The 23,884-nt window shown below is 44.2% G+C and carries 26 protein-coding genes and 4 tRNA genes; 14 read left to right on the top strand and 16 right to left on the bottom strand.

Annotated features, from left to right (window positions below; genetic code table 11):
* Nucleotides 1–907 precede the first annotated feature (907 nt).
* From NI467_RS10460 to NI467_RS10450, 3 genes are all read right to left on the bottom strand, one after another.
* Nucleotides 908–983 (bottom strand) — tRNA-Thr (locus NI467_RS10460).
* 199 nt (nucleotides 984–1,182) lie between these two features.
* Nucleotides 1,183–1,410 (bottom strand): hypothetical protein, encoded by a 228-nt coding sequence (locus NI467_RS10455; protein WP_151205090.1) that lies wholly within the window; start codon nucleotides 1,408–1,410, stop codon nucleotides 1,183–1,185.
* Nucleotides 1,411–1,776: 366 nt separating this feature from the next.
* A tRNA-Ser gene (locus NI467_RS10450) sits at nucleotides 1,777–1,867 on the bottom strand.
* 120 nt (nucleotides 1,868–1,987) lie between these two features.
* On the opposite strand from NI467_RS10450, the gene NI467_RS10445 reads away from it, so the two are divergent.
* Nucleotides 1,988–3,868, top strand: a complete 1,881-nt coding sequence (locus tag NI467_RS10445) for a potassium transporter Kup (RefSeq protein ID WP_253152853.1) — start codon at nucleotides 1,988–1,990, stop codon at nucleotides 3,866–3,868.
* A 104-nt stretch (nucleotides 3,869–3,972) separates the two neighbouring features.
* On the opposite strand, the gene NI467_RS10440 is transcribed toward NI467_RS10445, so the two are convergent.
* The gene (locus NI467_RS10440) at nucleotides 3,973–4,446 is read right to left on the bottom strand and encodes a hypothetical protein (protein ID WP_253152851.1); all 474 of its coding nucleotides are present in this window, start codon (nucleotides 4,444–4,446) and stop codon (nucleotides 3,973–3,975) included.
* Nucleotides 4,447–4,705: 259 nt separating this feature from the next.
* On the opposite strand from NI467_RS10440, the gene NI467_RS10435 reads away from it, so the two are divergent.
* Together NI467_RS10435 and NI467_RS10430 are read left to right on the top strand one after the other, a co-directional pair.
* On the top strand, nucleotides 4,706–5,797 hold the full coding sequence (locus NI467_RS10435; RefSeq protein WP_253152849.1) for a DNA/RNA non-specific endonuclease: 1,092 nt from the start codon (nucleotides 4,706–4,708) through the stop codon (nucleotides 5,795–5,797).
* Nucleotides 5,798–5,870: 73 nt separating this feature from the next.
* Nucleotides 5,871–6,116, top strand: a complete 246-nt coding sequence (locus tag NI467_RS10430; RefSeq protein ID WP_174659142.1) for a hypothetical protein — start codon at nucleotides 5,871–5,873, stop codon at nucleotides 6,114–6,116.
* 138 nt (nucleotides 6,117–6,254) lie between these two features.
* On the opposite strand, the gene NI467_RS10425 is transcribed toward NI467_RS10430, so the two are convergent.
* Nucleotides 6,255–7,265: an AraC family transcriptional regulator gene (locus tag NI467_RS10425; RefSeq protein ID WP_174659143.1), complete on the bottom strand. Its 1,011-nt coding sequence runs from the start codon at nucleotides 7,263–7,265 to the stop codon at nucleotides 6,255–6,257.
* A 109-nt stretch (nucleotides 7,266–7,374) separates the two neighbouring features.
* Between NI467_RS10425 and NI467_RS10420 the strand changes: the two genes are divergently transcribed.
* A complete protein-coding gene (locus NI467_RS10420) occupies nucleotides 7,375–7,977 on the top strand; it encodes a hypothetical protein (RefSeq protein WP_151207578.1) in 603 nt (200 codons plus the stop codon).
* 338 nt (nucleotides 7,978–8,315) lie between these two features.
* Here NI467_RS10420 and hisF read toward each other — a convergent pair whose 3' ends face one another.
* Complete coding sequence (gene hisF, locus NI467_RS10415; RefSeq protein WP_253152812.1) at nucleotides 8,316–9,074, bottom strand: imidazole glycerol phosphate synthase subunit HisF; 759 nt, start codon at nucleotides 9,072–9,074, stop codon at nucleotides 8,316–8,318.
* A gap of 113 nt (nucleotides 9,075–9,187) precedes the next feature.
* Between hisF and NI467_RS10410 the strand changes: the two genes are divergently transcribed.
* From NI467_RS10410 to NI467_RS10400, 3 genes are read left to right on the top strand one after another with little or no spacing between them, the layout of a single operon-like run.
* Nucleotides 9,188–10,135: a homoserine kinase gene (locus NI467_RS10410; protein WP_253152811.1), complete on the top strand. Its 948-nt coding sequence runs from the start codon at nucleotides 9,188–9,190 to the stop codon at nucleotides 10,133–10,135.
* 25 nt (nucleotides 10,136–10,160) lie between these two features.
* Nucleotides 10,161–10,787: a DUF1294 domain-containing protein gene (locus NI467_RS10405; protein WP_151205413.1), complete on the top strand. Its 627-nt coding sequence runs from the start codon at nucleotides 10,161–10,163 to the stop codon at nucleotides 10,785–10,787.
* A gap of 19 nt (nucleotides 10,788–10,806) precedes the next feature.
* Nucleotides 10,807–11,208 (top strand): hypothetical protein, encoded by a 402-nt coding sequence (locus NI467_RS10400; RefSeq protein WP_151205414.1) that lies wholly within the window; start codon nucleotides 10,807–10,809, stop codon nucleotides 11,206–11,208.
* A gap of 104 nt (nucleotides 11,209–11,312) precedes the next feature.
* Here the strand turns inward: NI467_RS10400 and NI467_RS10395 are convergent, their stop codons facing one another.
* The 6 genes from NI467_RS10395 to hisB form a co-directional block, all read right to left on the bottom strand.
* Entirely contained in the window at nucleotides 11,313–12,230 is a 918-nt protein-coding gene (locus tag NI467_RS10395) for a DMT family transporter (RefSeq protein ID WP_253152810.1), read from the bottom strand.
* A gap of 69 nt (nucleotides 12,231–12,299) precedes the next feature.
* The gene (gene hisA / locus NI467_RS10390; protein WP_253152809.1) at nucleotides 12,300–13,034 is read right to left on the bottom strand and encodes a 1-(5-phosphoribosyl)-5-[(5-phosphoribosylamino)methylideneamino]imidazole-4-carboxamide isomerase; all 735 of its coding nucleotides are present in this window, start codon (nucleotides 13,032–13,034) and stop codon (nucleotides 12,300–12,302) included.
* Between the two features lie 342 nt (nucleotides 13,035–13,376).
* Nucleotides 13,377–14,039, bottom strand: a complete 663-nt coding sequence (locus NI467_RS10385; protein WP_253152807.1) for a 3'-5' exonuclease — start codon at nucleotides 14,037–14,039, stop codon at nucleotides 13,377–13,379.
* Between the two features lie 122 nt (nucleotides 14,040–14,161).
* Complete coding sequence (locus NI467_RS10380) at nucleotides 14,162–14,641, bottom strand: DUF805 domain-containing protein (RefSeq protein ID WP_253152805.1); 480 nt, start codon at nucleotides 14,639–14,641, stop codon at nucleotides 14,162–14,164.
* A 130-nt stretch (nucleotides 14,642–14,771) separates the two neighbouring features.
* Nucleotides 14,772–15,389 (bottom strand): imidazole glycerol phosphate synthase subunit HisH, encoded by a 618-nt coding sequence (gene hisH, locus NI467_RS10375; protein ID WP_253152803.1) that lies wholly within the window; start codon nucleotides 15,387–15,389, stop codon nucleotides 14,772–14,774.
* Nucleotides 15,389–15,982 carry an imidazoleglycerol-phosphate dehydratase HisB gene (gene hisB, locus NI467_RS10370; RefSeq protein WP_253152801.1) on the bottom strand — a complete coding sequence of 198 codons (594 nt, stop codon included), beginning with the start codon at nucleotides 15,980–15,982 and terminating at the stop codon, nucleotides 15,389–15,391. The genes hisH and hisB overlap by 1 nt, the downstream gene beginning before the upstream one ends.
* A gap of 97 nt (nucleotides 15,983–16,079) precedes the next feature.
* On the opposite strand from hisB, the gene NI467_RS10365 reads away from it, so the two are divergent.
* The 7 genes from NI467_RS10365 to tehB all read left to right on the top strand — a co-directional run bounded on the left by NI467_RS10365 (nucleotide 16,080) and on the right by tehB (nucleotide 20,040).
* On the top strand, nucleotides 16,080–16,457 hold the full coding sequence (locus NI467_RS10365; RefSeq protein ID WP_151204951.1) for a GNAT family N-acetyltransferase: 378 nt from the start codon (nucleotides 16,080–16,082) through the stop codon (nucleotides 16,455–16,457).
* Nucleotides 16,458–16,624: 167 nt separating this feature from the next.
* Nucleotides 16,625–16,700 (top strand) — tRNA-Phe (locus NI467_RS10360).
* Between the two features lie 137 nt (nucleotides 16,701–16,837).
* Nucleotides 16,838–16,913 (top strand) — tRNA-Phe (locus NI467_RS10355).
* 229 nt (nucleotides 16,914–17,142) lie between these two features.
* A complete protein-coding gene (locus NI467_RS10350; protein WP_253152855.1) occupies nucleotides 17,143–17,634 on the top strand; it encodes a hypothetical protein in 492 nt (163 codons plus the stop codon).
* Between the two features lie 197 nt (nucleotides 17,635–17,831).
* Nucleotides 17,832–18,581 (top strand): hypothetical protein, encoded by a 750-nt coding sequence (locus tag NI467_RS10345; protein WP_253152799.1) that lies wholly within the window; start codon nucleotides 17,832–17,834, stop codon nucleotides 18,579–18,581.
* 110 nt (nucleotides 18,582–18,691) lie between these two features.
* Nucleotides 18,692–18,964: a hypothetical protein gene (locus NI467_RS10340; protein ID WP_151204953.1), complete on the top strand. Its 273-nt coding sequence runs from the start codon at nucleotides 18,692–18,694 to the stop codon at nucleotides 18,962–18,964.
* Between the two features lie 212 nt (nucleotides 18,965–19,176).
* Complete coding sequence (tehB, locus tag NI467_RS10335) at nucleotides 19,177–20,040, top strand: SAM-dependent methyltransferase TehB (RefSeq protein WP_151204954.1); 864 nt, start codon at nucleotides 19,177–19,179, stop codon at nucleotides 20,038–20,040.
* 91 nt (nucleotides 20,041–20,131) lie between these two features.
* Here tehB and NI467_RS10330 read toward each other — a convergent pair whose 3' ends face one another.
* The 4 genes from NI467_RS10330 to fadA all read right to left on the bottom strand — a co-directional run bounded on the left by NI467_RS10330 (nucleotide 20,132) and on the right by fadA (nucleotide 23,883).
* A complete protein-coding gene (locus NI467_RS10330) occupies nucleotides 20,132–20,557 on the bottom strand; it encodes a hypothetical protein (RefSeq protein WP_253152797.1) in 426 nt (141 codons plus the stop codon).
* Between the two features lie 150 nt (nucleotides 20,558–20,707).
* Nucleotides 20,708–21,817: an ImmA/IrrE family metallo-endopeptidase gene (locus tag NI467_RS10325; RefSeq protein WP_253152795.1), complete on the bottom strand. Its 1,110-nt coding sequence runs from the start codon at nucleotides 21,815–21,817 to the stop codon at nucleotides 20,708–20,710.
* Nucleotides 21,818–21,856: 39 nt separating this feature from the next.
* Nucleotides 21,857–22,558, bottom strand: coding sequence for a hypothetical protein (locus tag NI467_RS10320; protein ID WP_253152793.1), 702 nt, complete (start codon nucleotides 22,556–22,558; stop codon nucleotides 21,857–21,859).
* A gap of 152 nt (nucleotides 22,559–22,710) precedes the next feature.
* Complete coding sequence (gene fadA / locus NI467_RS10315; RefSeq protein ID WP_151204958.1) at nucleotides 22,711–23,883, bottom strand: acetyl-CoA C-acyltransferase FadA; 1,173 nt, start codon at nucleotides 23,881–23,883, stop codon at nucleotides 22,711–22,713.
* Nucleotide 23,884 lies beyond the last annotated feature (1 nt).

Genomic DNA, 23,884 nt, shown 5'->3' with positions numbered 1-23,884 from the left:
ATCGAGGCAAAAGACTGGGATTAAGATTCAATTTAATTGCGGGAATCTATAACTTGGAGCTGAGTAAAAAATGACTTATGAAAGAAATCTATTATAAGAATAAAAAATATTTCTGTAAATTTTCATAAGAACAATAATATTGAAAAAAATGATGATGGATTTCCTGTTACGTCTCTTCCATATAACTCAAAGGATCATTTAAAATGTATTTTAGAAAATAATAAAAATAGTTGTAGTAAGGTTGAATTAATTAATATTATAGAATTATCCAAAGTTTATAACTTTTTAGATGATAGTTTTGGTGCGTCTGTAGTATTACCTAAATCAAATAATGGATTGTTGATAATAGTTTCACCATTTTCCGAAGAAAGTGGAGAAAAATTTATTAACTTGGCTTTAGTAAATAGTCTAGGCGTAGTGAAAAATATTACTTTAAATGCTTCAAAAAATATTATTATTAATAATAATCATGAGGTGTTTTTTTACAAGGAGAATAATAAGTCTAAAGTTTTATTAAAATAAAGAAAATATTTAACCCGAATCCTGGTTATATGAATGATCTTCTAGCAGAATACCCCACGACCTACAAGGATTGAGCCTAGAAGTCCTGTACTAAACAGCGAATCCAAGAAATATCAAAAACTCCCCAAGTGTTCCATTTTCCACTCGTCATACGCCTCGATGGGATACCTAGATGCTTCATCTCTAACGTAGCCCGATTGGAGAAGTGGAGTGCTTGAAAATGGCTATAGGGAGGAAACTAGTTTGGATTATAGTTACTTATTCTTGATTTTAGACCACAAGACTATTGAATTGATGGACCACAAGATGAACCAAGAAAAGAATGCACTGGAAAACTATAGATAATAAAAAACCCCATAAATCTAAGACTTACGAGGTTTAATAATGGTGCCGGCACACGGATTCGAACTGTGGACCTACTGATTACAAGTCAGTTGCTCTACCAACTGAGCTATGCCGGCGATGTGGAGTGCATTCTACAGATTTTTTGGGTGGGTGCAAGCCAAAAAATAACCGGTTAATCTTTCAAAAAAGCGATGTGGAGTTGAGAGTAATCTGCAAGATAAGCGGTCATCATACTTTAAGCGGTAAATCGCCCATTTTTTATTATGGGCGAAGCTGAAATGAACTGGAAATAGATCACGGGGTGTAGCTAAAAAACTATTTATGTTTCAGGATTTGGGCGAGATCTTGTGCGCATTCCTCTAAAGTAAAGGCCATATCGAACTGCATTTGAGGTTTGAGTTCTTGAGCGAGGCTTCTCCACTGTTCGATAAGTTTGAGGGCTTTTTGAATTTTATGTTTGTTAATATCCTTGGCGATAGTCGGGGTATAACCACCACGTTTTGCATTTTTGATTTGTTTTATATAGTTTGCGCTGTTATTCATGTTCGCTCTCCGAATAGCAGTGTATCTACTTTTAACTTTGAGTTGAAATGGTGTACTTCGATCTAAGGTCTTTTTATTCTGGTCTTAGTTTTTCTCTCCTTTTTTAAATATCCTGAACGAACCATAACATAGCTTTAATGACAATAAAATGAAGCGATTATTGTGCCAATTTTTGATGGGTTAATATAAATAAATTAAAGCAGAACACAATATTAAAGAAACGCAGGGTTTTTTTCGATAGTCGCTCTGAGCAGCTATGAACTTCTGGAAAGGGAGAGTGTGTAAGGAGAATGATGATAAAAATAATACGATTTTTTATTTTTAAGACAAAAAAATCCGAATCATGTGATTCGGATTTTAAAATTCTGGCGGTGAGAGAGGGATTCGAACCCTCGATACGCTATTAACGTATACACACTTTCCAGGCGTGCTCCTTCAGCCACTCGGACACCTCACCATGGCCGAGGATAATATCGAAAAAAAGCGCTGCTGCCAAGCTGAAACAATTGATTTGCAGAAAAACTTTTAACGTAATGCTATGATTTGCAAAAATGCTTGTTTAAAACGAAGACAATATATGCAAAGTACAGCAGAAAAAGCAGCTCTTCCCGTGATTACGCTGGCTGCACTTGGGGTCGTTTTTGGAGATATTGGTACCAGCCCTCTATACGCACTGCGCCAATGTTTCCTCACAGCACATCTTGCGATCAGTGAAGCCTCTGTGCTTGGCATTCTGTCCCTGATTTTCTGGTGCATGATGCTGACCATCAGCTTTAAATATGTCACGATTATCATGCGTGCCGATAATAATGGCGAAGGCGGCATCATGTCGCTACTGGCTTTAAATCTGCGCACCACACGAATTGCAGATCAGAAGAAAATTTTTCTAATTGCATTGGGGTTTATCGGGGCCTCGCTGTTTTTTGGAGATGGCATTATCACGCCAGCCATCTCGGTGCTTTCCGCCATTGAAGGCCTGAGTATTGCCACGCCTATCTTTGACCGCTGGCTGATGCCGCTATCGATCGGGATTCTGGCCGGGCTGTTTATGCTGCAACGCCATGGTACAGGCACCATGGGGAAATTTTTTGGCCCCTTGACTTTGCTCTGGTTCCTGTCGATTGGGGCTTTCGGTCTGTGGAGTATTGCCCAGACGCCATTTGTACTTTCGATGGTGAATCCTTATTGGGCTTTTCACTTTGTTGTGGATCAGCCCTATGTGGCATTTCTTACCATGGGCGCGGTGATTCTGACCATGACTGGGGGTGAAGCAATCTATGCCGATATGGGCCATTTTGGCCGCTTGCCGATTCGTATGGCCTGGTTTGTGATTGTTTTACCTTGCCTGCTGCTGAACTATGCTGGACAGGGTGCGTTGTTATTACGTCAACCAGAAGCGTTAGCCAATCCTTTTTATATGCTGATCCCGGACTGGGCACTTTATCCAATGATTGGACTCGCCACTGCGGCAGCGGTGATTGCATCTCAGGCTGTGATTACCGGGGTGTTCTCCATGGTCAATCAGGCGATTCAGCTGCGTTATTTACCGCGTCTGAGTGTGAAGCATACTTCGGCGGTAGAGCGTGGCCAGATTTATCTGCCTTTTATTAACTGGATGCTGTTTATCTCGGTGTTAATCCTGATCTTGCTGTTTGAAAACAGTGCCAATCTGGCCAGTGCCTATGGTGTGGCAGTCACCATGACCATGCTTTGCGGGACTATTCTGATTAGTATTTTGGCCTATGGATTCTGGCGCTGGCCAGTCTGGAAAGTCATACTCTTTGCTGCTCCATTTTTAACGCTTGACCTGATTTTTGTTGCCTCTACCTCCTTAAAAATTGCTGCGGGAGGCTGGGTGCCGATTCTGATTGGTGCGGTGCTGTTTACCATTTTAATGACCTGGAAAGATGGGCGTGCACTGGTACTCAACCGTCTGGAGCAGGATGCCTTGCCAATCGAACTGTTTATCAAAAGTATTTCGATGGGAGATGCGACCAAGTTTGTTCCGGGTGAAGCCATTTTCCTGACCGGAACCCCGAGCATTGTTCCGCATGCCATGTTACATAACATCAAGCACAACAAGGTGCTGCATGAACGCAATATTCTGGTGACCGTGATTACCCGGGATATCCCTTTTGTGGCGAAAAAAGATCGCATTCAGGTCGAAACGCTTAGCAAGCATTTTTATCGGGTCTATATGTATTATGGTTTTAAAGACCAGCCGAATATTCCGGAGGCTTTGCAACAAGCCTATGCCGAATGGGGTTTTGAATATGATCTGATGCAGATCAGCTTCTTTATTTCACGGGAGCGGATTATGCATACGGTAGGGGATGGCATGGCCACATGGCGAGAAAAGCTGTTTGTTTCCATGCAGCGTAATACCAGTCCGGTCAGTGACTTTTACCAGATTCCCCCTAATCGGGTAGTAGAGTTAGGTAGTCAGATCGAAATGTAAAATTAAATAGAGGCCCTAGAGGCCATAAAAAAACCAGAACTGTATTCTGGTTTTTTTTATGCAAGACACGTTCGGAATAGCTGAATCAGGCATCCTTCATAGAATTATTGTGCTGGTTCTACTACTGCGGGCATATCAGGTGTCGCATTTATTGCAGCCTCAGCCATAGGAGCAGTCTCGGGCTGTGCTGAAATGTCAGCAGGAGCCGCTATGGCAGCCGCTTCAGGACTTGCTGGCTGTGGCTGTTCAGGGTTCATGCCGGGTGCAGTTTCAAGCTGGTTAGGCATGGTGTGAGGATGGTTGGCGTTTGGATCGGCCATCGGTGCCTCGGAAGAAGTGGCTGGCATCGGTTGCTGTGCAGGCTGTGCTGGTACAGGCTGATTGACCAGGCGCACCTGCCCTGAATTGACCAGGCTTTCTAAAGAGCCTTGCTGGCCGTTGACGGTGGTACTAATTTTGGCTTTAGCTAGGCTTTCCAGAGTTTCACCTGGCTGTACAGGTGGCTCGGCAAAAGCAGCCGCACTTAGGACACTGGTAAATAAGCCCACACCTAAAATTTGAGTTAATTTGGAATTCATGCAGACTCCATGATTGTACGTAATTTAAATAGCTTTATACTGTTGCATAGTCATTCTTTTGCCGCAATGAAAGCTACTGAATACTCAGAAAACCCTATTTAAAAACCATCAAAAAATAGACAATCTGTTACAGGAAAGACCTGAATGAGCGGGGTTTGTTTAATTGTTAGGCGAATAACAGGGGCGAGATATACTTCATATACACAGCTTGTTAAGCTCGCCAAAAATCAATATTGATCGGAAAATAGCAGTTGTCAGCATGGCCAAGAAGCAATCTAAACCGAAGAGTGGTGTAACTCCGTTGTTAAAAGGAAATAGTGTCAAAATCATCTTGGGTGTAGTGGCCTCGGTCAGTTTTGCGATTGCATTTGGTCAAGAAAGGCTGGGTCAGTGGGTGTCTTTGGGAACGACGTCAAACTCATCTTGCCTGGCACAGTTTTATTATGATGCTCCACCTTATCTGATGAAAGACAGTCTGAAAAAAGACAGTTATTCACTGTGTTTTAATGGCTTTAATGTTGGATATTCAGGGGTGTCGAAAACTCCGCTCTGGGTGGCAGAGGTTTTAACGCCAGCACGGCTGAGCCAAAAAATTCCGCGTGAAGACAGCTTCCATGAAGAAGGACGTGTGAAGGCAGTACATCGCGCGACGCTGGCGGATTATCGTGGTTCAGGCTATGATCGCGGGCATATGGCGCCTAATGCGGATATGCCAACCAAGGCAGCCCAGTATGACAGTTTTTCGCTGGCCAATATGGTGCCGCAAGCCCCTAAAAATAATCAGCAGGTCTGGCGTGAACTGGAAGAGGCAACCCGGGCAATAGTCACGCGACAAAAGCAGGATGTGTATGTGATTACTGGTCCGGTCTTTGCTGCGAAAAAACTGAAAACCATTGGTAATGGCGTCATTGTGCCAACCGCCGTCTATAAAGCGATTTATATGCCAAAAACCGGGGCGATCGGGGCGTATTATGCGCCAAACGATAATTCACAAATGGTTCGAGTTGTGAGTGTCTGCTATCTGGAAGAAAAGCTGGGAATTAACCTGTTCCCGCAGTTAACCGAAGAGCAAAAACGTAATACCTACCATTTACCGTTGACGGCCAGAGCTGTGAAAGCCAACCAGAAGATTGCCTATTCCCACTGGGATGCAGAAAGCCAGTGTGCCGAAGGCGTGTCCAAGGAAAACTTGCAGGCCTTGCAGCGTGAATTTAAAGCGGTGACCAGCGATAGCCCGACGCAAAATAGAAACACCGCTGCAAGCAATACGACAGAAAGCAATACTCAGACGGCTTTGATCAGCCAGTTGACCGAAGCGATTCTTCAGTTCATTCTGCAACTGCTGAAATAGACTTGCTGTAAAAAGCCTGATTCGGGTAGCATGCAGAGAGTACTTTAGAATAAGCAGATAGGATGGGGCCACTATGTTTAAAGCCTATAAAGATGGCAATGAGTCGCATGCCATTCATGATCTGACAGTTGAAAATGATCTGGACTGTGTCAGCCTGTATGGTAATTTGCAAATTACCAAAGACCAGGCTGGACTCAAGGCTGCCAAAGTCTTGCAGGCGCTGCTGGATGATATTGTTCAGGAACTGGAAAATACCCCTGATTTACCAGAAAAAATTGAGCATGATGATGCTCATGAAATCGAGAATCCGTTTTTATAAAGAAGTAAACCAGGATCTGGTTAAGGTCGCCTCTAAACTTTTCAGAAAAACTGAAGCTGCGACTGGGCTGTGATCGATATTTTTGCTTGAATCCTGAATTTTTCCTTTTTTTAGCGCAGCATCCTCTTATCTACGCTGCTATTTTGCACTGGCTAAATAATTAGAACGCCATTGCTGCGGGGTCTGCGCCGTCCAGTGCTTGAAGGCACGCTGAAAAGCACTCTGTTCAGAATAGCCAAGCAGCAGGGCAATTTCTTGCAGGCTCAAGCGTGAGTCCTTTAAATATTGCTGGGCCATCATGCAGCGGATTTCCTGCATGCGCTGCTGGTAGGTTTTCCCCTGCTGCTGCAAATAACGCTGTAATTTGCGTACGGACAGGTTCATCTGCCGGGCAATTGCCTCAATCTGAAACATGTTTTTTTGCAGGCCAGCCAGTATGGCTTGCTGTAAACGTTGGTCCATATCGGTGGCATGAGGTAATTTTTCTAACAGGGCCTCAGCTTGCTGTTTAAGCAGTTCCTGCAAGGTCTGATCACCTTGCCGCAGAGGCCGGGACAGCTCTGAAACTGTCAGTTGAATCTGGGCTTTATCCTGATTAAAACGTACCTTGGCGCGGAAATACTGCTCGTAAATCATAGTGTTTTTGGGTGGAGAGCGTTTGAAATGAACCTCATGCAGCCGAATATCATGGATATCCAGAATCGATTTGAGAAATTCCATTAACAGGGCAATCGCGACTTCATCAGTGATCTGGGAGGACAGGTTAAAGGGGATATCGTCCCAGCCAATGCTGAGGATCTCATTATGGATAGATATCTGCAAAGGTGTCCCGTCATAGATCAGACGGTGATAATCATGATAACGCATGAGCGCATCGCTCAGGGTTTCACAGGACAGGGCAATATAGGCCAGTATGCCTAAATATTTTGGTTGTACGAGTGCGGCAATTTCCAGGCCGAGTGCTGGGCGCTGCAACTGTTGTTCCAAGGTAGTTAACAGATCATGCCAGATGACATAATCAAAACGTTCCAGTGGCTGAACATCCAGCAATTTTTGTGGTGGCTTCAACTGATATTTATTATAAAAAGCCAGCAGCAAATGACCTAAACCACCATAGACTGAACCCGCATAATCTTTCTGAGTCTGCATGTTTAAAGTTTTTAGTATTTTGTCGTATTTTGTCAATCATATTGAAGTTTAGGGTCAATATCTAGTCTTTTACTTGATCTATAGTAGAAAGAAAAAGGAGAGTCTGATCATGTGGAAAGGTTTTTTGACAGGACTGGTCGTGGCCAATGGTTTTGAGTGGTTTGCCCATAAATATATATTGCATGGAACCCATAGAGCAGGGCAGGCACGTTATAGCCCGGTCCCGGAAAGTATGCGTTCACATTGGGAGCATCATCGTGAAGTGCGTAAAACGGAATTCTCGGATATTGGTTATGTAGAGGGCTACAAGAACTGGCGTACCCGTAATGAAATCGGTTCGCTGGTGGTGGTGGCCAGTGTTTTTGGACTTGTATTTTATCCTGTGTCCAAAGGAATGGTTCTGGCGACTTTGTATAGTGCGGGCAACTATTATTATATTCACCGCCGCGCCCATCTGGAGCCAGAATGGGCCAGAAAAAAAATTCCTTGGCATTATGACCACCATATGAACAGTAATCAGGATGCCAACTGGTGCGTGACCAAACCCTGGTTTGATTATCTGCTGGGTACCCGGGTCATTTCATCACCCGATTTGCAGGAAAAAAATCCTCTGGGTATTGCACTGCCTGAAGCCTTATCCACTCATTTGACCAGTCTGGCCAACCGTTATTTTCCGGCTAAATGGGCCAAAGTGCGAGACCAACTGCAATAACATCAACATCTAAGTGATGGGTATATAAAATAACAAGCAGTTCTCACTTTTGAGGTGGCGTCGTGTTTTGTCAATAAATAGGGGATCTATTGTCAATATTGTGCTGGAAAATTAACCTATATTGGTGCCTGTCGATCTGCTTGATCTCTCCGGTAGGCACGGAGATAGATGAAGCAGGAGGTAGATGAGATACCAAGTGCTGTAGTTATTCTTGGTTTTATAGGGAGTCGTCAGACTCCTTTTTTTTAGCTGAAATGTGTACTGTTTCAGCCTAATAAGCAAAAAAAGAGCGCCATTCTACGCTCTTTTTTATTGGCTTGATTCTTGAATCAAGCAGATCACAGGCGCATTTCAATGCCCTGGGCGGCCATATAAGCTTTGGCTTCCGGAATGGTGTGCTGGCCAAAGTGGAAAATTGAAGCCGCAAGTACCGCATCTGCTCCGCCGTGAATAATACCGTCTGCCAGATGCTGTAAGCTGCCTACTCCACCTGAAGCAATGGTGGGAACCGTGACCCGGTCATTGATGGCACGCATGAGAGGAATATCATAGCCGGCTTTGGTTCCATCGGCATCCATTGAGGTAATCAGCAGTTCACCTGCGCCATAACTGGCCATTTTTTCGGCCCATTGCAGTGCATCGATACCGGTCGGTTTACGACCACCGTGGGTGAAAATTTCCCATTTGTTTTCACCAGTTCTTTTGGCATCAATCGCCACCACAATACACTGGGCGCCGAAACGTTGCGAGGCTTCCTGAACAAACTCCGGATTAAAGACCGCAGCCGAGTTGATACTGACTTTATCTGCACCGGCATTGAGCAGCAGGCGGATATCTTCGACCTTGCGTACGCCACCACCGACGGTTAACGGCACAAAAACCGATTCAGCCATACGTTCCACTGTACGATAAGTCGTGTCACGTCCATGATGTGTAGCAGTAATATCAAGGAAAGTGATTTCATCGGCACCCTGTTCATTATAACGGCGTGCCACTTCGACCGGGTCACCTGCATCACGGATATCAAGGAACTGAACACCCTTGACCACGCGACCGTTATCAACGTCCAGACAAGGAATAATACGTTTAGCTAGCATAAATTTTTCCAATTATTACAGCCGATTATGAAACTCACCCACGCAAGCGCTACACCTTGGCAGATGGAAACGGTATTCTAGCAAAAATATGTAGGTTTTTTCGCAGGTTTTCTATGTCGGTTTATACCACTTTGACTTTAAAGGAAGTTCAGGAGTTTGCAGCACCGTATGGACTGAAGGTGATCGACCTGATTCCTATTCAGGCAGGCATTCAAAACACCAACTATTTTCTGGTCTGCGAAAACCGGCAATATGTCCTGACCATCTTTGAAGAACTGGATGACAAGGCGGCAGGAGAACTGGTGCCTGTACTGGAATGTTTGGGGCAGGCTGGACTGGCGGTACCAGTTCCCTTATTTCACTCTGGCAAAGCGATTCACCGTATCAAGAATAAACCGGCCCAGATTGCACCGCGTCTGATGGGGGAGCATCCAATATCGCCTACCGTGGCTCAGGTTGAGGCGATTGCAGTGGCGCAGGCACAAATGCATATGGCCTTGCAAAACTTCGAACTGGAGCGCGCCTTTGTACGTGACCATGCCTATTGGTATGGTGTGGCGCTGGATCTCAAGTCCAGTTTAAGTCCGGCAGACAAGGTGTTACTAGGCAAACTTTTAGGTTTGTATGATGCTTTGACTGCGGTCTATCCAGACCGTCCACGCGGCTTTATCCATTCCGACCTGTTTCGTGACAATACCTTATTCCAAGGTGACGAGCTGAAGGGAATTCTGGATTTTTATGAGCTGAATAAAGACGAATTCCTGTTTGATATCGCGATTACCCTAAATGATTTCTGTAGCAATTATCCCGATGTTACTTTAAACGAAGAGAAGGCCCTGGCTTTTCTCACTGCCTATGAAGGTGTCCGTCCTTTAACTGAAGGTGAAAAAGCCTGTCTGGAGCTGTATCTGGCCATGGCAGCCGGACGTTTCTGGATGATGCGTTTACAGGTGGCCCAGAAGAATACAACCGAGGGACGTAGCGGGGTAGATATTTTGCAAAAAAATCCAATCGAGATGCGTAATATGCTGATTGAACGTTTAAAGTTTGTCACTGCTTAAATTGATATAGAAAAGGATGGGGCACATGCGTGATCAGGGGCGTCTGGTGGAATGGTTTGATGATAAGGGCTATGGTTTTATTCAGCCCAATGATCAGGCCAAAGACCGCGTGTTTTTGCATATCAAGGATTTTGCACGCCCGGGACCGCGTCCAATTGTTGGCTGTGCACTGGATTATCTGGTAATTCTGGATGAGCGTGGACGTTATCGCGCCCAGCAGGTGATGTACCTAAAAGCCTCTCAAGCCCGAACAGCGTCTGCACGCAAGCCAGCAGCGACCACAGCGCCTTCTCAAAAATTACAGCGGATGCAGATTGCTTGTGTGGTTTATATTCTGGTATTGGCAGGGCTGACTCTGGCCGGTCTGCTCAGTGGTTTGGTATTGTTGTTCATCAGCCTGATCAATGCCCTGAGCTATTGGCTCTATGCTCAGGATAAGGAAGCTGCGCAACTCGGTAATCGCCGTATTCCGGAAAATACCTTGCATCTGGTGGCCTTTTTAGGCGGATGGCCGGCTGCCTGGCTGGCACAGCAAAAATTAAGGCACAAAACACAAAAACAACCTTTTAGGCAGATTTATTTTTGTACCATAGCCTTTAATATTATTTTAATGGTATGGCTGATTTCTCCCTTGAATAGTTTGAATATCTAGGAGCAGCCTCGGGAGCATGATGAACTACTCTATTGATAAAGATCCGAATCGAAGCCTAACCCTGATTCTGTATATTTTATATATTGTGGCGATTTTTAGCGCGGGCTTGCTGGCAATCATTGCCCTGGTGATTAACTATGTAAAACGTTCTGCGGTGCGCGGGACAATTTTTGAAAGTCATTTTACCTGGCAAATCCGCACTTTCTGGTGGTATCTGATCTGGAATATCATCGCTTTCATTCCTTTCCTGCTGTTGTTCTTTACCCATGACGATCCGGATCTCTTTACCGGTGTGGCTTTGGGCGCTTCAGCTTTTTGTATTGCCGTCATTGGTTTGTCCTGGATCTGGATTGTCTATCGGGCGATTCGCGGCATTATGCGCCTGAATGATAACCAGCCCATGTATCGTGCTGAACAGTGAACTTCTGGATTGAACTTTTAAATGAAAGCATATTTTTATTGTATTCAGGTTTGCACCTTCTGCTCTTGAGCGGGCTGAGATGCAGCTCAAGTGCAGAAGGCTGGCTATCCCAGCTTTTCCTTTTTTATTTTTCTGAGGAATTGGGGTTTCCATTCACTGGCAATGACACCTAGTACCACCATCAGCCCACCCAGCAGGGCCAGTGCGGGCAGGCGTTCTCCGGCCAGACGGCCAAACAGGCCGGCCCAGATCGGCTCTCCAGCATAAATGATGGCTGCCTGAGACGGATCTACCCGCCGCTGGGCCCAGTTCATAACTAGCTGTATACACGCACTGGCTATTCCCAGCGCGACTAAAATACCAGCCAGATGCCAGTGAAACACTGGCAGGCGGGACTCTCCAAGCCAAGGTGCAACCAGAAAGCAGAATAGGGAGGCAAAAAACAGTTGCAGTACAGTCACCCGCCGTACATTCACCTGTTCGGCAAAATGGCTGATAAAAATAATTTCCAAAGCAATTGCAAATGAACCAAGCAGGGTCAGGATCTGGCCAAAATTCAGCTGAATTGCACCCCAGCCATTTCCGGTTAAAAACACCAGTCCCACAAAGGCCAACAGAACACCTACCCAGGTCATCACCTGCGGTTTTTTACCGAAGAGCAGCCAGAGCAGCAAAGGAACCAGAGGAACATACAGGGCAGTCAAAAAGGCCGACTCGCTACTGCTAATGCTCTGTAGCCCCACCGTCTGGGTGGCATACCCTATAGCAATCACCGCGCCAATTACCGCACCGGCCCATACTTCTTTTAGCGTCATGCCCCGAAGATGCTGAAGTGAGATCAAACTTACCGCAATCGCAGCTGCCGCAAAACGCAAGCCCACAAACAGCACTGGACTGCTAAAATTCAGGCCGTATTGTACGGTAATAAAACTGCCACCCCAGATGATCGTGATCAGGACCAGGGCGATTTGAGGCGCTTTGGCTGTCCAGCCAGAGCGGAGATGATAAACAGATGTAGACATGGGAAGGAAATCAAAAAATAGGACAATAAAAAAAGAGGCCCGCAGACCTCTTTCTTCAGCAGTGACGTATTATAGCGCTTCCTGCTCATCCAGCAATAATTGTGCTTCACGCAGGCTTAAAGTCCCTTCATAAATCGCACGGCCGGTAATTGCACCTAGAATACCTGGTTGATCTTTCAGCTGACGTACATCATCCATATTGGTGACCCCACCTGAAGCAATCACAGGCAACCCTGAATATTGTGCCAGAGTGGCGGTCTGCTCGATGTTTACACCCTGCATCATGCCATCACGGGCAATATCGGTATAGACAATGCTAGATACGCCGGCATCTGCAAAACGTTTGGCCAGATCAGTGGCTTTGACATCGGTAATATTGGCCCAGCCATCGGTTGCCACCATGCCATTCATGGCATCAATACCGACAATGATATGTCCAGCGAATTTCTTGCATGCTTCTTCGACGAACTCAGGCTCCTGAACCGCTTTGGTGCCGATAATTACAAATGACACACCTGCTTCCAGATAATGCTCAATCGTTTCCAGCGAACGGATTCCGCCACCAATCTGGATAGGCAGCTCAGGTTGAGACCTGACAATAGCTTCGACCACCGGCTTATGCACCGGTGTACCTGCAAAGGCACCGTTAAGATCTACCAGATGCAGACGGCGAGCACCTTCATTGACCCAATGCTGTGCTGTTGCAACCGGATCATCAGAAAATACGGTATCGTCTTCCATACGACCTTGTTTTAAGCGGACACATTTGCCATCTTTCAGGTCAATTGCCGGGATGATCAGCATGCTTTCGCTCCTTGCTTAATCTTTAGAATGAATTTGTATCAGCTCATCTTAGCAAATAAAGTCACAATTTCTAACTGATAAAGCGTATGAAAAGAGAAAACCTGTCCGAAGATAAGGGAGAGTTCTGTAATTTATTTCCATTATTTTAGTGATTTATATAGAGAGTGGTTTTCTGGCTGGCTGAATTTAACAGGGCAATTCCACAGGCACGCTGATTTTCATTGACCGGACTTTATTGGCTATTTTAGCTGCTGTTGGGCGTTCAAGTATTGTGGGGTATTGAAAAAATAGAATGCTGAAAATACAGAGCACAGCTAAAGAGCGAATAACCTTTTTAAACAGCTACATTGTGGAGTTCGGCCGGATTTTGGGTTTGAGTGAGGTACCAGGAAGGTCTTTGGGTAATAATCCCCGCGCCAGTAGTTCTTCAAACACTAGACGCGGTGCATAGGCATCGGCTGTCGCATAGCTGATCTGGGCCGGACTGAGATGTTTTGTGGCCCAGTTTGAGGTGCTGATATGTTTCGATTTGGGGAAATTGACCTGAAACAGTAAAGCCATGGCATTTTTCAGCCCCACCGGATTTTTTAGGCCAAAATCCCTAAAACATGTCGATAGCTCTATCACGTTGTTCAGTTCAATCCCTCTTTTACGAAAGAGATGGGCATCATTTTTCAGGCCGAAACCGACTTTAATCTGGTCACGACTGGCAAAAATCGGTTTTAAAAACTGCCAGATCTGCTCGTGCATTTGAAAAAGATAGGCTTTGTCCAGAGTTGCCAGTTGAATCAGATGGGGGCCTGTAGACACTTCACCGGCCTTAAAGGTGGGTTTGGATTCCGAGTCAAAACCGAATACTGTCACCTGTTCAAGCTCCGAACGCAAGGCTTCACATTGCTGCAGACTGTTAATCACAAGGATGCGTTCAGGTACAAGATTTTGAAACCGAGGAAACGTTGCAATGTGTTCTTTGCTCGGTAAGACGGAATGTAAGCATTCATCCATGGCAGTGCTGTATTTTTTTGTAAAAAAACAGCTTAAAATTTTTTAAGATAAAGTGCAAAAAGCAGGGCGGGATGAAAGGCATGGGCAGCTAGAAGAGGCCCATGCTTCAATACTCGGATGATTTAGAGCTTTGACAGAGGGTCACCCGATATCATAAAAGTCGCTATGAATAATAAAATAAGGACCAGAATATACAGAATAGCCAGTACATTTTCCCAGCCACGGGTAGTACGGGGCTGTCCAAACTGGTTCGCCTGTTGATCCCCAGGTGCAAACAGGAGATAAAGGGCAAATAAAATATTCACCACAGGCACCAGCAGTAGCAGGCTGAACCAGCCGCTATGATTGCGGTCATGCAGGCGGCGAATTGTAAAGACCATACTAAAATAAATAGCCACGCCGTACAGGAAAATAAACAGGATGATTACAGGAGAGGAGAGCGAGCTTCCCAGAGTATCCAGATTTATGCCTGGCAGCATCAAGGCGATAACACACCCGATGAGCAGAAAGAAAAAGCCCATGAGCATATTCCAGGCGAGATAAGAACGACGGCTAAAACGGCCAGCAGGTTTGAATCCAGAATCATGAATGGTATTAAGCATATTATTTCCTTTTATTTTCATTTGTTTTTTTTGGTGAGAGAATCATATAATTATTCTTTGAATCTGAAAAGCTTAAATCTTAGGCAGTAAAAAAGCCCGCATCTCGCGGGCTTTGTTGACGGGGCAGGAATCAGATATTCCAGTCCACAAAGTTTTTCAGTAATTGCAGGCCTGCTGTATGACTTTTTTCCGGATGGAACTGAGTGGCAAACAGGTTTTCTTTATGAATCGCCGTACAAAATTCAAGGCCATAGGTACACTGCGCCGCCACAATAGCCGGGTCTTGCGGTTCTACATAATAGCTATGCACAAAATAGAAACGCGCGTCCTGATCGATATCTTTCCACATCGGATGATCGGGGTCTGCCTGATGTACCTGATTCCAGCCCATATGCGGCACTTTTAAGCCGGCCATCTCCGGGAAGTGCTTGACTGCCCCTTCAAAAATACCCAGAGCCGGCGTACCGCCATTCTCCTCAGAATGTTGCATTAACGCCTGCATGCCGACACAGATTGCCAGCACCGGTTTATTAAACACAGCATTACGCACCACGGTATCAATACCGGCTTCATGCATGCCCTGCATACAATCACGCATTGCACCGACCCCTGGAAAGACAATCTTGTCTGCCTGTGCAATCAGCCTTGGATCATTGGTCACATCCACAGTGGCACCGACATGTTCCAGGGCTTTGGCTGCCGAGTGCAGATTTCCCATGCCATAGTCAAGAAGGGCAATACGGGGCATTACAGTGTCCCTTTGGTAGACGCCACTGTATTGGCAGCACGTGGATCAACCTCACATGCCATACGCAGTGCACGGGCAAAAGCCTTAAATACACTTTCAATCTGGTGATGGCTGTTTTTGCCTTTCAGGTTGTCGATATGTACCGTCATTAAGGCGTGGTTGACAAAACCCTGGAAGAATTCAGAAAACAGATCTACATCAAAACGGCCAATGGTTGCACGGGTAAAAGGAACATCCATAAACAGCCCCGGACGGCCTGAAAGATCGACCACGACACGGCTTAAAGATTCATCTAGTGGGGCATAGAAATGGCCATAGCGTTTTAAACCTGTTTTATTACCGAGTGCCTGTGCAAAGGCTTGCCCCAAGCTGATGCCACAATCTTCTACCGTGTGGTGGTCATCAATTTCCAAGTCACCATCACAATGGATATCAATATCAAACAAGCCATGGCGCTTGATTTGATCAATCATATGATCTAAAAATGGAATCCCTGTGTTTAAGGTGCCTTGACCAGTACCGTCGAGGTTCAAACGAACGCGAATTTTGGTTTCGTTGGTATTTCTTACCACTTCACTGATACGATCTGTCATAGACACGTTCCTCAAATACGTCAAAATGATTGATGTAGAAAATATTTTTCGCCGTGACGACGTCACCGCATATTAGATTGCTCAGGAGGGTTTATCAATGCCTATCACCGTACATGCTTATACTTCTTTGGAAAATGATGAAGTGCGCAGCCAGCTTGAGCGACTGTATGACACCAGCCCTGAATTTAGTGATGGGGCAGATGCCATAGAACAACTAGAGCAAAACCTGGCACAGTATACCCTACTTTATACGGCAGAATTTAATACCAAAATCATTGGTGCAATTTGGGCCACGGGACAAGGTGAAAGCCGGATTCTGGAAAATATTGTAGTGCATCCAGCCAATCGAGGGCGGGGGGTGGCAGAAAGGCTGGTTGCAGAAGCCTGTCGAATGGAAGAAGAAAAAGGCGTAAAAACCTTTGTCCCGGGCTGTGGTGCCATTCACCGTTGTTTGGCGAATCTGGAAAAAATCTAACCAGCCTGCTGTTTGAGGTAAAAAGCTGCTGAAAGGCCGGTGTTGATTCGGTTTTAAGCCAAAATGCTCAATTTAAGCGGGGTATTGGTGGAAAACTAAACATTTGGTGGTTTTTCTTTATTTCGCTCTTGACGCTTGCGGCCTGAAACTGTTTAATACGCGACATTGGCGTGATAGCTCAGTCGGTAGAGCAACGGATTGAAAATCCGTGTGTCCCCAGTTCGATCCTGGGTCTCGCCACCATATTCAAAAACAAATTTAAAGTTTTCAATCCCTGATCCCATCAGGGATTTTTTTTAGATTAAAATTCACCCACTCAATCATTTTTTTCATAATTTTGATTGACTAATGGGTCCAGATACGGCTTAATACACCGCATCGGCGTGATAGCTCAGTCGGTAGAGCAACGGATTGAAAATCCGTGTGTCCCCAGTTCGATCCTGGGTCTCGCCACCATATTCAAAAAAAATCCCCAAACTAAATTTGGGGATTTTTTTTGTCTGTGCCTGATGTATTTTTCTGTCTGTATGCAGGGGTCTCATACGCAGAGTCAGTTGGCTAGACTGTTTATAGGCCTGTCATACTCAGTCGAATGACCGTTTATCAGACTTAACAATATCACGGCATAAAGTTTGTAAGATAAAAGTCAGATATTTTTTACTTTTCTATCCGAGGGGTATGAATGATGACTCTCTTAAAAGCTTTAAACCTCAGCTTGCTTGCGCTTGTCGCAGGTACGGCTACATTCACCCAGGCTGCTCCTGTAAGTTCCGCTTCTGTGGTTCTTCCCACCTTAATTGTGATGGCAGAGCCAGAGCTACGCGCCATGACCGAAATTATTCCTTATCAGGAAGAAGCCAGTCAGCGGGATGCATTAAACCGTTATCTGATGAAAGTCGAACGTGATATTCAAAGTTATAGCGTCGATGCCGACTTTGCCGGAAGCATTGATGTGGTTCGTGCAGCGCCCAAGCCTGATCTTGACAGCCTACCCGTGGTGTTCCGGGAATATGTTCTGGTGGTGGCAGCAGGACTACAATCTGCCGATCCCAGAAAGGGCCTGTATACCATCTTGCAGCCTTTTGGAATTGATGCAAATGCCACTACGGTGCAGATTGTACGGGAGCAGTTTCATCCCAACCAGCTTAACATCAGCCTGCCTTTTACCTTTCGATAATCATTCAGGCCGCTTCCTTCAGCGGTACTGTGTTGCATGAGGGATAAAGAGAGAACTCCTTTCTTTTGTCTCTCAAAATCATGCTGCCTAAGGGTCGTTGAACATACAAGAAAATTCATCGGTCTTGAATTCTGCCTGAAAAATGAGCATAGTGTATTGAAGAAACAAGATCTGAATCCCAGACCTGGAGCGTGTGCATGCCGCGTGTTTTTATGATTTTAGCCGGTGCGACCCTGGCTATTTTTATCGGGCTATTTTATCAATATTCAGTACAACAAAAAAATCAGGCTGAGCTGGCCGAATATGAAATGGTGCTGGAAGAAAAAACACAGCAGATTGCAGAGCAGGCACAAAACTGGTCTACACCCATCCAGCTGGAAATTGAAGATGAGCGGCTAGATGGTGATTATGCCATCATGGCTGAATTTGTACTGGGCCAACTGCGTGACAGTGCCGAGGAGCGCAACCAGTATTTGCGTGAACTGAAGGCAGCCAACTGGCAGAATTTTCTGAATATTGACCGCTTAGCCCAGGACCAGACGCAGGGGTATACAGACACTGAGGCGATGCTCAAGCAGGTACATCAGATCGTGAATGATTATCAGCAGAAAATTCAGCAACGTGATGCCGAGCTGATTGATAAGGCTCAGCAACTGGATATTAAAAATCGTTATCGCCAACAACTGACCCAGAATCTGAAAGATAGTCAGCAAAACAGTAATGCTCATGTGATTTTTGAAATAGAAAAACAGAGCCTAGCTAAGGCGGATGCGCTTTTTGCTTTATTAAAACAACATAAATGGCAAAAGAAAAATCAGATTTTTATGTTCTATGAGGATAAAGCGGTGAAAGAGTTTAATGCGCTGTACAAGGACATGCTGGACTTGAACAGGCAGATGCAACAAGTTGCGAGCGCCAACCAGAAAGCGGTTGAAAACAAGCTATAGCCCTGTAGGTAATCACAGGATTGCCACATGACTGTCATCTGCTGTTCAAACTCAGTGCTTAAATTGAATATGTCGCACAGATCACGACATAACATTTAAGCAGGTGAGTCATGCAAACAATTCAGGTTTTTGCTGATATTCAGCAGGTGTACAGTGAGTTTGTCGCAAATAAAATATGTCCAAAACTACAAAGTTTAAATAATGAAGGCAGGAGCCGATTTTTCTTGAATCAATATTTTAAGCTGATTGAGGACTGGCACTATACCGAACAGATTGTAATCCAGTTTAACCAGCAATATTTCAGTCTGGATCTGGGAGGCGCACCGGATTTTATGGATCAGGAAAATTATATGCGCTGGCTACAGTCAGAACTACTACATTAGTCCAAGCCTCCTATTTATGATCTACCTACACCCAAGCTGTCGATCTAGGCAGCTTTTTTATTTTTCAGGTGTGGTCTGTATCTTGCTGCTGTATCAGCACAGCGTACATAAGCATGATTTTCATTCCGGCCTGAACAGGCTATGCTGAACTCCATAAACCCGTCGCTAGAAGCATGACAGGCGGCGCATGCATGAGATGGAGGACGAGATTGATGCAAGAACTCATTTGTTATAAGGAACTTCCGGTCTGGACACAGCAGAGTATTCCTCAGGGTTTCAAGAATCAGCACAACACCAAAGCAGGTACCTGGGCAAAACTGACAGTCTTAAAAGGTAAGCTACATTTTGCCATGCTGGAAGAATCGGGTAAGGTGCAATCTGAACATGTGTTTACACCAGAGCAGCAACCACCATTTATTGAACCTGAGGCTTGGCACAAGATTATTTCTGCCAGCGAGGATGTCGAATGCCAGCTGCGTTTTTATTGCCGGCCTGATGATTATTTCAGCAAGAAATATCAGTTGAATCCTACCCATTCTGAAGTGCTGGCTGCCATGCCCTATTTACAGGGCGGTCGTGCGCTGGATATCGGCTGCGGTACAGGACGTAATGCGCTTTATCTAAGCCAGAACGGCTTTAAAGTCGATGCCTGGGATGTTAACGAAAACAGTTTGCAGACCTTGAGACAAATTGTACAAACGGAGCAAATTGATCACTTGCAGATCCAGCGTCGCGATCTCAACACAGATACCCGCATTACAGGCCAATATGACTTGATCTACTGTACTGTGGTGATGATGTTCCTTGAGGCAAAAACCATTCCGCCGTTGATCGCACAAATGCAGCAGGCCACCGTGCCGGGTGGTTATAACCTGATTGTCTGTGCCATGGATACAGACGATATTCCGGTACAGCCAGACTTTCCATTTAGTTTTAAACCGGGACAGCTCAGTGCTTATTATGAAGGCTGGAATCTGGTGAAATACAATGAAGATATTGGTGAGTTACACCGTGTAGATGAACAGGGCCATCGGATTAAACAGCGCTTTGCCACCATGCTGGCGCAAAAGGTTTAAATAAAATTAAGTTTTAATTCCTGAACATAAATTAAATCCTCCAAAACAAAAAAAGATGTCAGGCAGACATCTTTTTTATGCTTAAAAATTCTTAAGCTGCTTTTTTAAACCAAGAGAACCAGCCTTTTTTCTCAGCTTTTACTTCGGCTTGAGTCGCTTCGGCTTTTTCAGTAATAGTTTCTTTTACTTCAGCAGCAGTTTCAACAGTTGCGTCTTTTGCTTCTGCTACTTCTGTTTTTGCAGCTTCAACTTTTTGTTCTGCGGTGGCTTGTGCATTTTCTACTTGAGTAGTTGTTTCAGCTTTTACTGTTTCAACTTTCGCTTCAGTTGCTTGTTTTGCTTCTGTAGCAGTAGTTTGAGCAGCTTCAACTTTTGCTTGCACAGGTGCAACAGCTTCTTTAGCAACAGTTTGAACTGTAGTTGTTGTAGCAGCAGGTGCTACTTGAGCTTCAGTTGCCATTGCAGATACAGAAGTTGCTACGATTGCAGTCGCGATCATTGTTTTCAGCATATTCATATAAACCCCTTAAAGAAGTAGGAAAAAAGAGGCTTGATCATACGCGTATAAAATTTAAGTGATTCACAATTAAGATTTTAATGGTGGAAAAATAAACCAATTTTACAAAGGGATAACATTTTGATTTAAATAAAAAAGCTCCGAAGAGCTTTATTGGACAATCCTTAATTTTGGTTTCTTAGAGTTTTTGTACTCTATAAAGGCATCAAGAGAGTTAAAAGTTAGATTATTAAAATCATCTTTAGAAATACCTATTTCATCTAACATTACATTTATAGAGAATCCACCCTTAGCATCTAATAATTTAAGTAGTTTTAAATATAAAACAGAGTGATCATGGTGAGTCGGGTAAGGCTCATTTTTATGGTAGCCTAATGAGTTGATTTTCATGCAATTACTTCTGTAAACCCAATCTGTAAGAAGATTTAGTTTGTGAGATTTATAATTAATCGCTTGAAGTGAAACTCGCCAATAACTTTTGTACTTAAGCATATTGGTGATACTCATTTCTTTAGGGGCTAAAGAGAGAAAACTCTCATCAGGCATTAAAAAACATGATGCAAAGCGATCGGCTTCACTTTCTCGCTTTTTGTAATCGACATCATCATTTGGAGTTTGTGTATCGTAAATATGCAGAAAAATATGAGCCAACTCATGAGCGGCATCAAATCTAGTTCTCTCAGCAGATTTAAAGGTATCTAGTAAAACAAATGGTTGACCGTCCAATGAAATAGATAAAGCATCTACCTCTCGAACATTTAAAGGAAGCGAAAAAACTTTAATGCCTTTAATCTCTAATAATGAGATTATATTGTTGATAGGCTGTACACCTAATCCCCATTCACTTCTTACACGCAAAGCTGCTATTTCTGGAGAATCTTCACTATCAGGATCTAGGTTGTAGTCATCTAAAATATTAAAAATAGGAAGGTTTTTAATATTTCTTGCAAAATATAGGCTAATTGATTCCGCTAAAGAGATATATTCAGCTATAGCATTTGAATAGGAGGCTTTAATCCTTGCTCTAGCCCTAAAATTAACTTCGGACATATTAAAATCCGTTGAGTTTTTAACATCGAAATAAGAGAGTGGGACATTAAAAAGTTGAGAAGCTTTTTTCCAAAAATCATAAGGTAACGTTCTTTCTCCACTTAAGTACTTTTTAAAAGTAGCTAATGGAATATCTAAAGCTTCAGCTGTTTTTGAATGACTGAAACCGCGCAAATTTTGCGCGGCTTTAATACGGTCAAGTTGGTACATACAAATTCTCATTAAAGCAAATTATTTAACTTATAAACGTTAAATAGCTTGTAAGTCTCCGAAGTCATCTTCGGTAATCGGATTATTCTCATCCGGAATTGGTGCTTCATATGCTTCAGGAGCATGTGGAGAGTCAGACATAATTAATCTTAATGTATGATTAATAGGGTAGCATTTGGTTTTTTCACCTTCAGCAGATACTTTATATATGCCAGTAGCGTATGCGATCTCAAAGGGTAGAAAACTACTATTTTCAGTGTCAATTAGATTGCTTGGTTGATAGTAAACAATGAAAGTTCTGAAAAAATTCTCGTCCGCATAATGAGATTTATTGGCTAATAATTTTAGCTCGGTTGCATGACCTTTATGGCACTTTGAGGTGATGACATTTAATTCATTACTAAAAGCCTCATCATTTGGTGACATAAATATTAACTGTAAATTTTTCTCAGAGTTAACAAGACAAGGTTGATTATTATTACGAATTAAAGACCATCCCAATGGTTCTAAAATAGTATCTGCATGTTCACAGATATCACCCCATCGCCCCATAGCACGACCTGGATTCTTTTTTTTGCGAAGCGCATATCCATTGTTAGATAATCTAAAAGCAAGTTGTAATTCACTCGTAATATCAAGTCCTAGCTCAATAAGTTTGTTATTGGCGTCAGTTCCCCGTAAGATTTCGCAAGGAACTTGATTTAACTCATTCCAATCCATGCTATGAAATGTACGTTGCATAAGTCTACTCTAAGAAAATTTGTATACTAAATATAACATCAAATGATGGTTTGAAAAGTATACATATTGGAGTAGATACTCTATAGATGTATCAAATTGTTTCAAAAAACCCCGCATTCAGCGGGGTTCTCTTTTATCTACGTATTTAAAAATTAAACACGTTCGATCACTGTTGCAATACCTTGACCCAAACCAATACACATCGTCGCAAGACCGATTTGAGTATCTTGCTGTTCCATGATGTTTAGGAGAGAAGTGGTAATACGCGCGCCAGAACAGCCCAACGGGTGACCTAATGCAATCGCACCACCATTCAGGTTCACGATGTTCTGTTTCTCGTACAGCCCTAAGCCTTTAAGTACAGACAGACCTTGTGCAGCAAAGGCTTCGTTCAACTCAACAGTTTGAATATCTTCAATCGTCAGACCAGCACGTTTCAATGCTTTTTGTGTTGCCGGAACCGGGCCATAACCCATGATCGCAGCATCACAGCCTGCAACTGCCATAGAGCGAATCACTGCACGTGGTTTCAGACCCAAAGCTTGAGCACGTTCAGCAGACATCAGCAACATAGCCGATGCACCGTCTGACAATGCTGAAGACGTTGCAGCAGTTACTGTACCGCCTTTAGGGTCGAATACTGGACGTAAAGCACGGAAAGTTTCGATGTTGGCATCCGGACGGATCACTTCATCAATATCGCACAGAACTTTGTAACCGTCAGCATTATGACCTTCAATGCCTACGATCTCGTTCTGGAACAGACCATTTTCAGTTGCAGCCCAGGCACGGCGGTGTGATTCAACACCAAACGCATCCTGTTCTTCACGAGTAATGCCGTTCATGCGACCTAGCATTTCAGCCGTTAAGCCCATCATGTTTGAGGCTTTTGCATAGTGCTTAGATGCAGCAGGGTTCAGGTCGATGCCGTGCATCATGCCAACGTGGCCCATGTGCTCTACACCACCAATGATGAAAATATCACCCTGGTTAGTGGCAATCTGAGCAGCCGCAGTATGGATCGCCTGCATAGAAGAACCACACAGACGGTTTACGGTCTGACCTGCAACAGTCTTAGGAAGGTCGGCCAACAATGCGATGTTACGCGCAATGTTCATCCCTTGTTCCAGAGTCTGGTTTACACAGCCCCAGATCACGTCTTCAACTTCATTCGGGTCGAATTCGTTACGAACCATCAACGCACGGATAAGTTCAGCTGACATGCTGTCGGCACGTACATTGCGGAACATACCGTTTTTCGATTTGCCCATGGCCGTACGTACGCCATCAACAATCACAACGTCACGTGGATTTAAAGTAGCCATT

It is taken from the genome of Acinetobacter sp. S4397-1 (assembly GCF_024129285.1).
GTDB lineage: Bacteria > Pseudomonadota > Gammaproteobacteria > Pseudomonadales > Moraxellaceae > Acinetobacter > Acinetobacter lwoffii_C.
This window is presented reverse-complemented; position numbering and strand designations above follow the sequence as displayed.

What these genes read in the sequence shown, in the direction of transcription:
- NI467_RS10455 (WP_151205090.1), bottom strand. Translation starts at nt 1,410, where the DNA reads ATGAATAACAGCGCAAACTATATAAAACAAATCAAAAATGCAAAACGT.
- NI467_RS10445 (WP_253152853.1), top strand. Translation starts at nt 1,988, where the DNA reads ATGCAAAGTACAGCAGAAAAAGCAGCTCTTCCCGTGATTACGCTGGCT.
- NI467_RS10440 (WP_253152851.1), bottom strand. Translation starts at nt 4,446, where the DNA reads ATGAATTCCAAATTAACTCAAATTTTAGGTGTGGGCTTATTTACCAGT.
- NI467_RS10435 (WP_253152849.1), top strand. Translation starts at nt 4,706, where the DNA reads ATGGCCAAGAAGCAATCTAAACCGAAGAGTGGTGTAACTCCGTTGTTA.
- NI467_RS10430 (WP_174659142.1), top strand. Translation starts at nt 5,871, where the DNA reads ATGTTTAAAGCCTATAAAGATGGCAATGAGTCGCATGCCATTCATGAT.
- NI467_RS10425 (WP_174659143.1), bottom strand. Translation starts at nt 7,265, where the DNA reads ATGCAGACTCAGAAAGATTATGCGGGTTCAGTCTATGGTGGTTTAGGT.
- NI467_RS10420 (WP_151207578.1), top strand. Translation starts at nt 7,375, where the DNA reads ATGTGGAAAGGTTTTTTGACAGGACTGGTCGTGGCCAATGGTTTTGAG.
- hisF (WP_253152812.1), bottom strand. Translation starts at nt 9,074, where the DNA reads ATGCTAGCTAAACGTATTATTCCTTGTCTGGACGTTGATAACGGTCGC.
- NI467_RS10410 (WP_253152811.1), top strand. Translation starts at nt 9,188, where the DNA reads ATGTCGGTTTATACCACTTTGACTTTAAAGGAAGTTCAGGAGTTTGCA.
- NI467_RS10405 (WP_151205413.1), top strand. Translation starts at nt 10,161, where the DNA reads ATGCGTGATCAGGGGCGTCTGGTGGAATGGTTTGATGATAAGGGCTAT.
- NI467_RS10400 (WP_151205414.1), top strand. Translation starts at nt 10,807, where the DNA reads ATGAACTACTCTATTGATAAAGATCCGAATCGAAGCCTAACCCTGATT.
- NI467_RS10395 (WP_253152810.1), bottom strand. Translation starts at nt 12,230, where the DNA reads ATGTCTACATCTGTTTATCATCTCCGCTCTGGCTGGACAGCCAAAGCG.
- hisA (WP_253152809.1), bottom strand. Translation starts at nt 13,034, where the DNA reads ATGCTGATCATCCCGGCAATTGACCTGAAAGATGGCAAATGTGTCCGC.
- NI467_RS10385 (WP_253152807.1), bottom strand. Translation starts at nt 14,039, where the DNA reads ATGGATGAATGCTTACATTCCGTCTTACCGAGCAAAGAACACATTGCA.
- NI467_RS10380 (WP_253152805.1), bottom strand. Translation starts at nt 14,641, where the DNA reads ATGCTTAATACCATTCATGATTCTGGATTCAAACCTGCTGGCCGTTTT.
- hisH (WP_253152803.1), bottom strand. Translation starts at nt 15,389, where the DNA reads ATGCCCCGTATTGCCCTTCTTGACTATGGCATGGGAAATCTGCACTCG.
- hisB (WP_253152801.1), bottom strand. Translation starts at nt 15,982, where the DNA reads ATGACAGATCGTATCAGTGAAGTGGTAAGAAATACCAACGAAACCAAA.
- NI467_RS10365 (WP_151204951.1), top strand. Translation starts at nt 16,080, where the DNA reads ATGCCTATCACCGTACATGCTTATACTTCTTTGGAAAATGATGAAGTG.
- NI467_RS10350 (WP_253152855.1), top strand. Translation starts at nt 17,143, where the DNA reads ATGACTCTCTTAAAAGCTTTAAACCTCAGCTTGCTTGCGCTTGTCGCA.
- NI467_RS10345 (WP_253152799.1), top strand. Translation starts at nt 17,832, where the DNA reads ATGCCGCGTGTTTTTATGATTTTAGCCGGTGCGACCCTGGCTATTTTT.
- NI467_RS10340 (WP_151204953.1), top strand. Translation starts at nt 18,692, where the DNA reads ATGCAAACAATTCAGGTTTTTGCTGATATTCAGCAGGTGTACAGTGAG.
- tehB (WP_151204954.1), top strand. Translation starts at nt 19,177, where the DNA reads ATGCAAGAACTCATTTGTTATAAGGAACTTCCGGTCTGGACACAGCAG.
- NI467_RS10330 (WP_253152797.1), bottom strand. Translation starts at nt 20,557, where the DNA reads ATGAATATGCTGAAAACAATGATCGCGACTGCAATCGTAGCAACTTCT.
- NI467_RS10325 (WP_253152795.1), bottom strand. Translation starts at nt 21,817, where the DNA reads ATGTACCAACTTGACCGTATTAAAGCCGCGCAAAATTTGCGCGGTTTC.
- NI467_RS10320 (WP_253152793.1), bottom strand. Translation starts at nt 22,558, where the DNA reads ATGCAACGTACATTTCATAGCATGGATTGGAATGAGTTAAATCAAGTT.
- fadA (WP_151204958.1), bottom strand. Translation starts at nt 23,883, where the DNA reads ATGGCTACTTTAAATCCACGTGACGTTGTGATTGTTGATGGCGTACGT.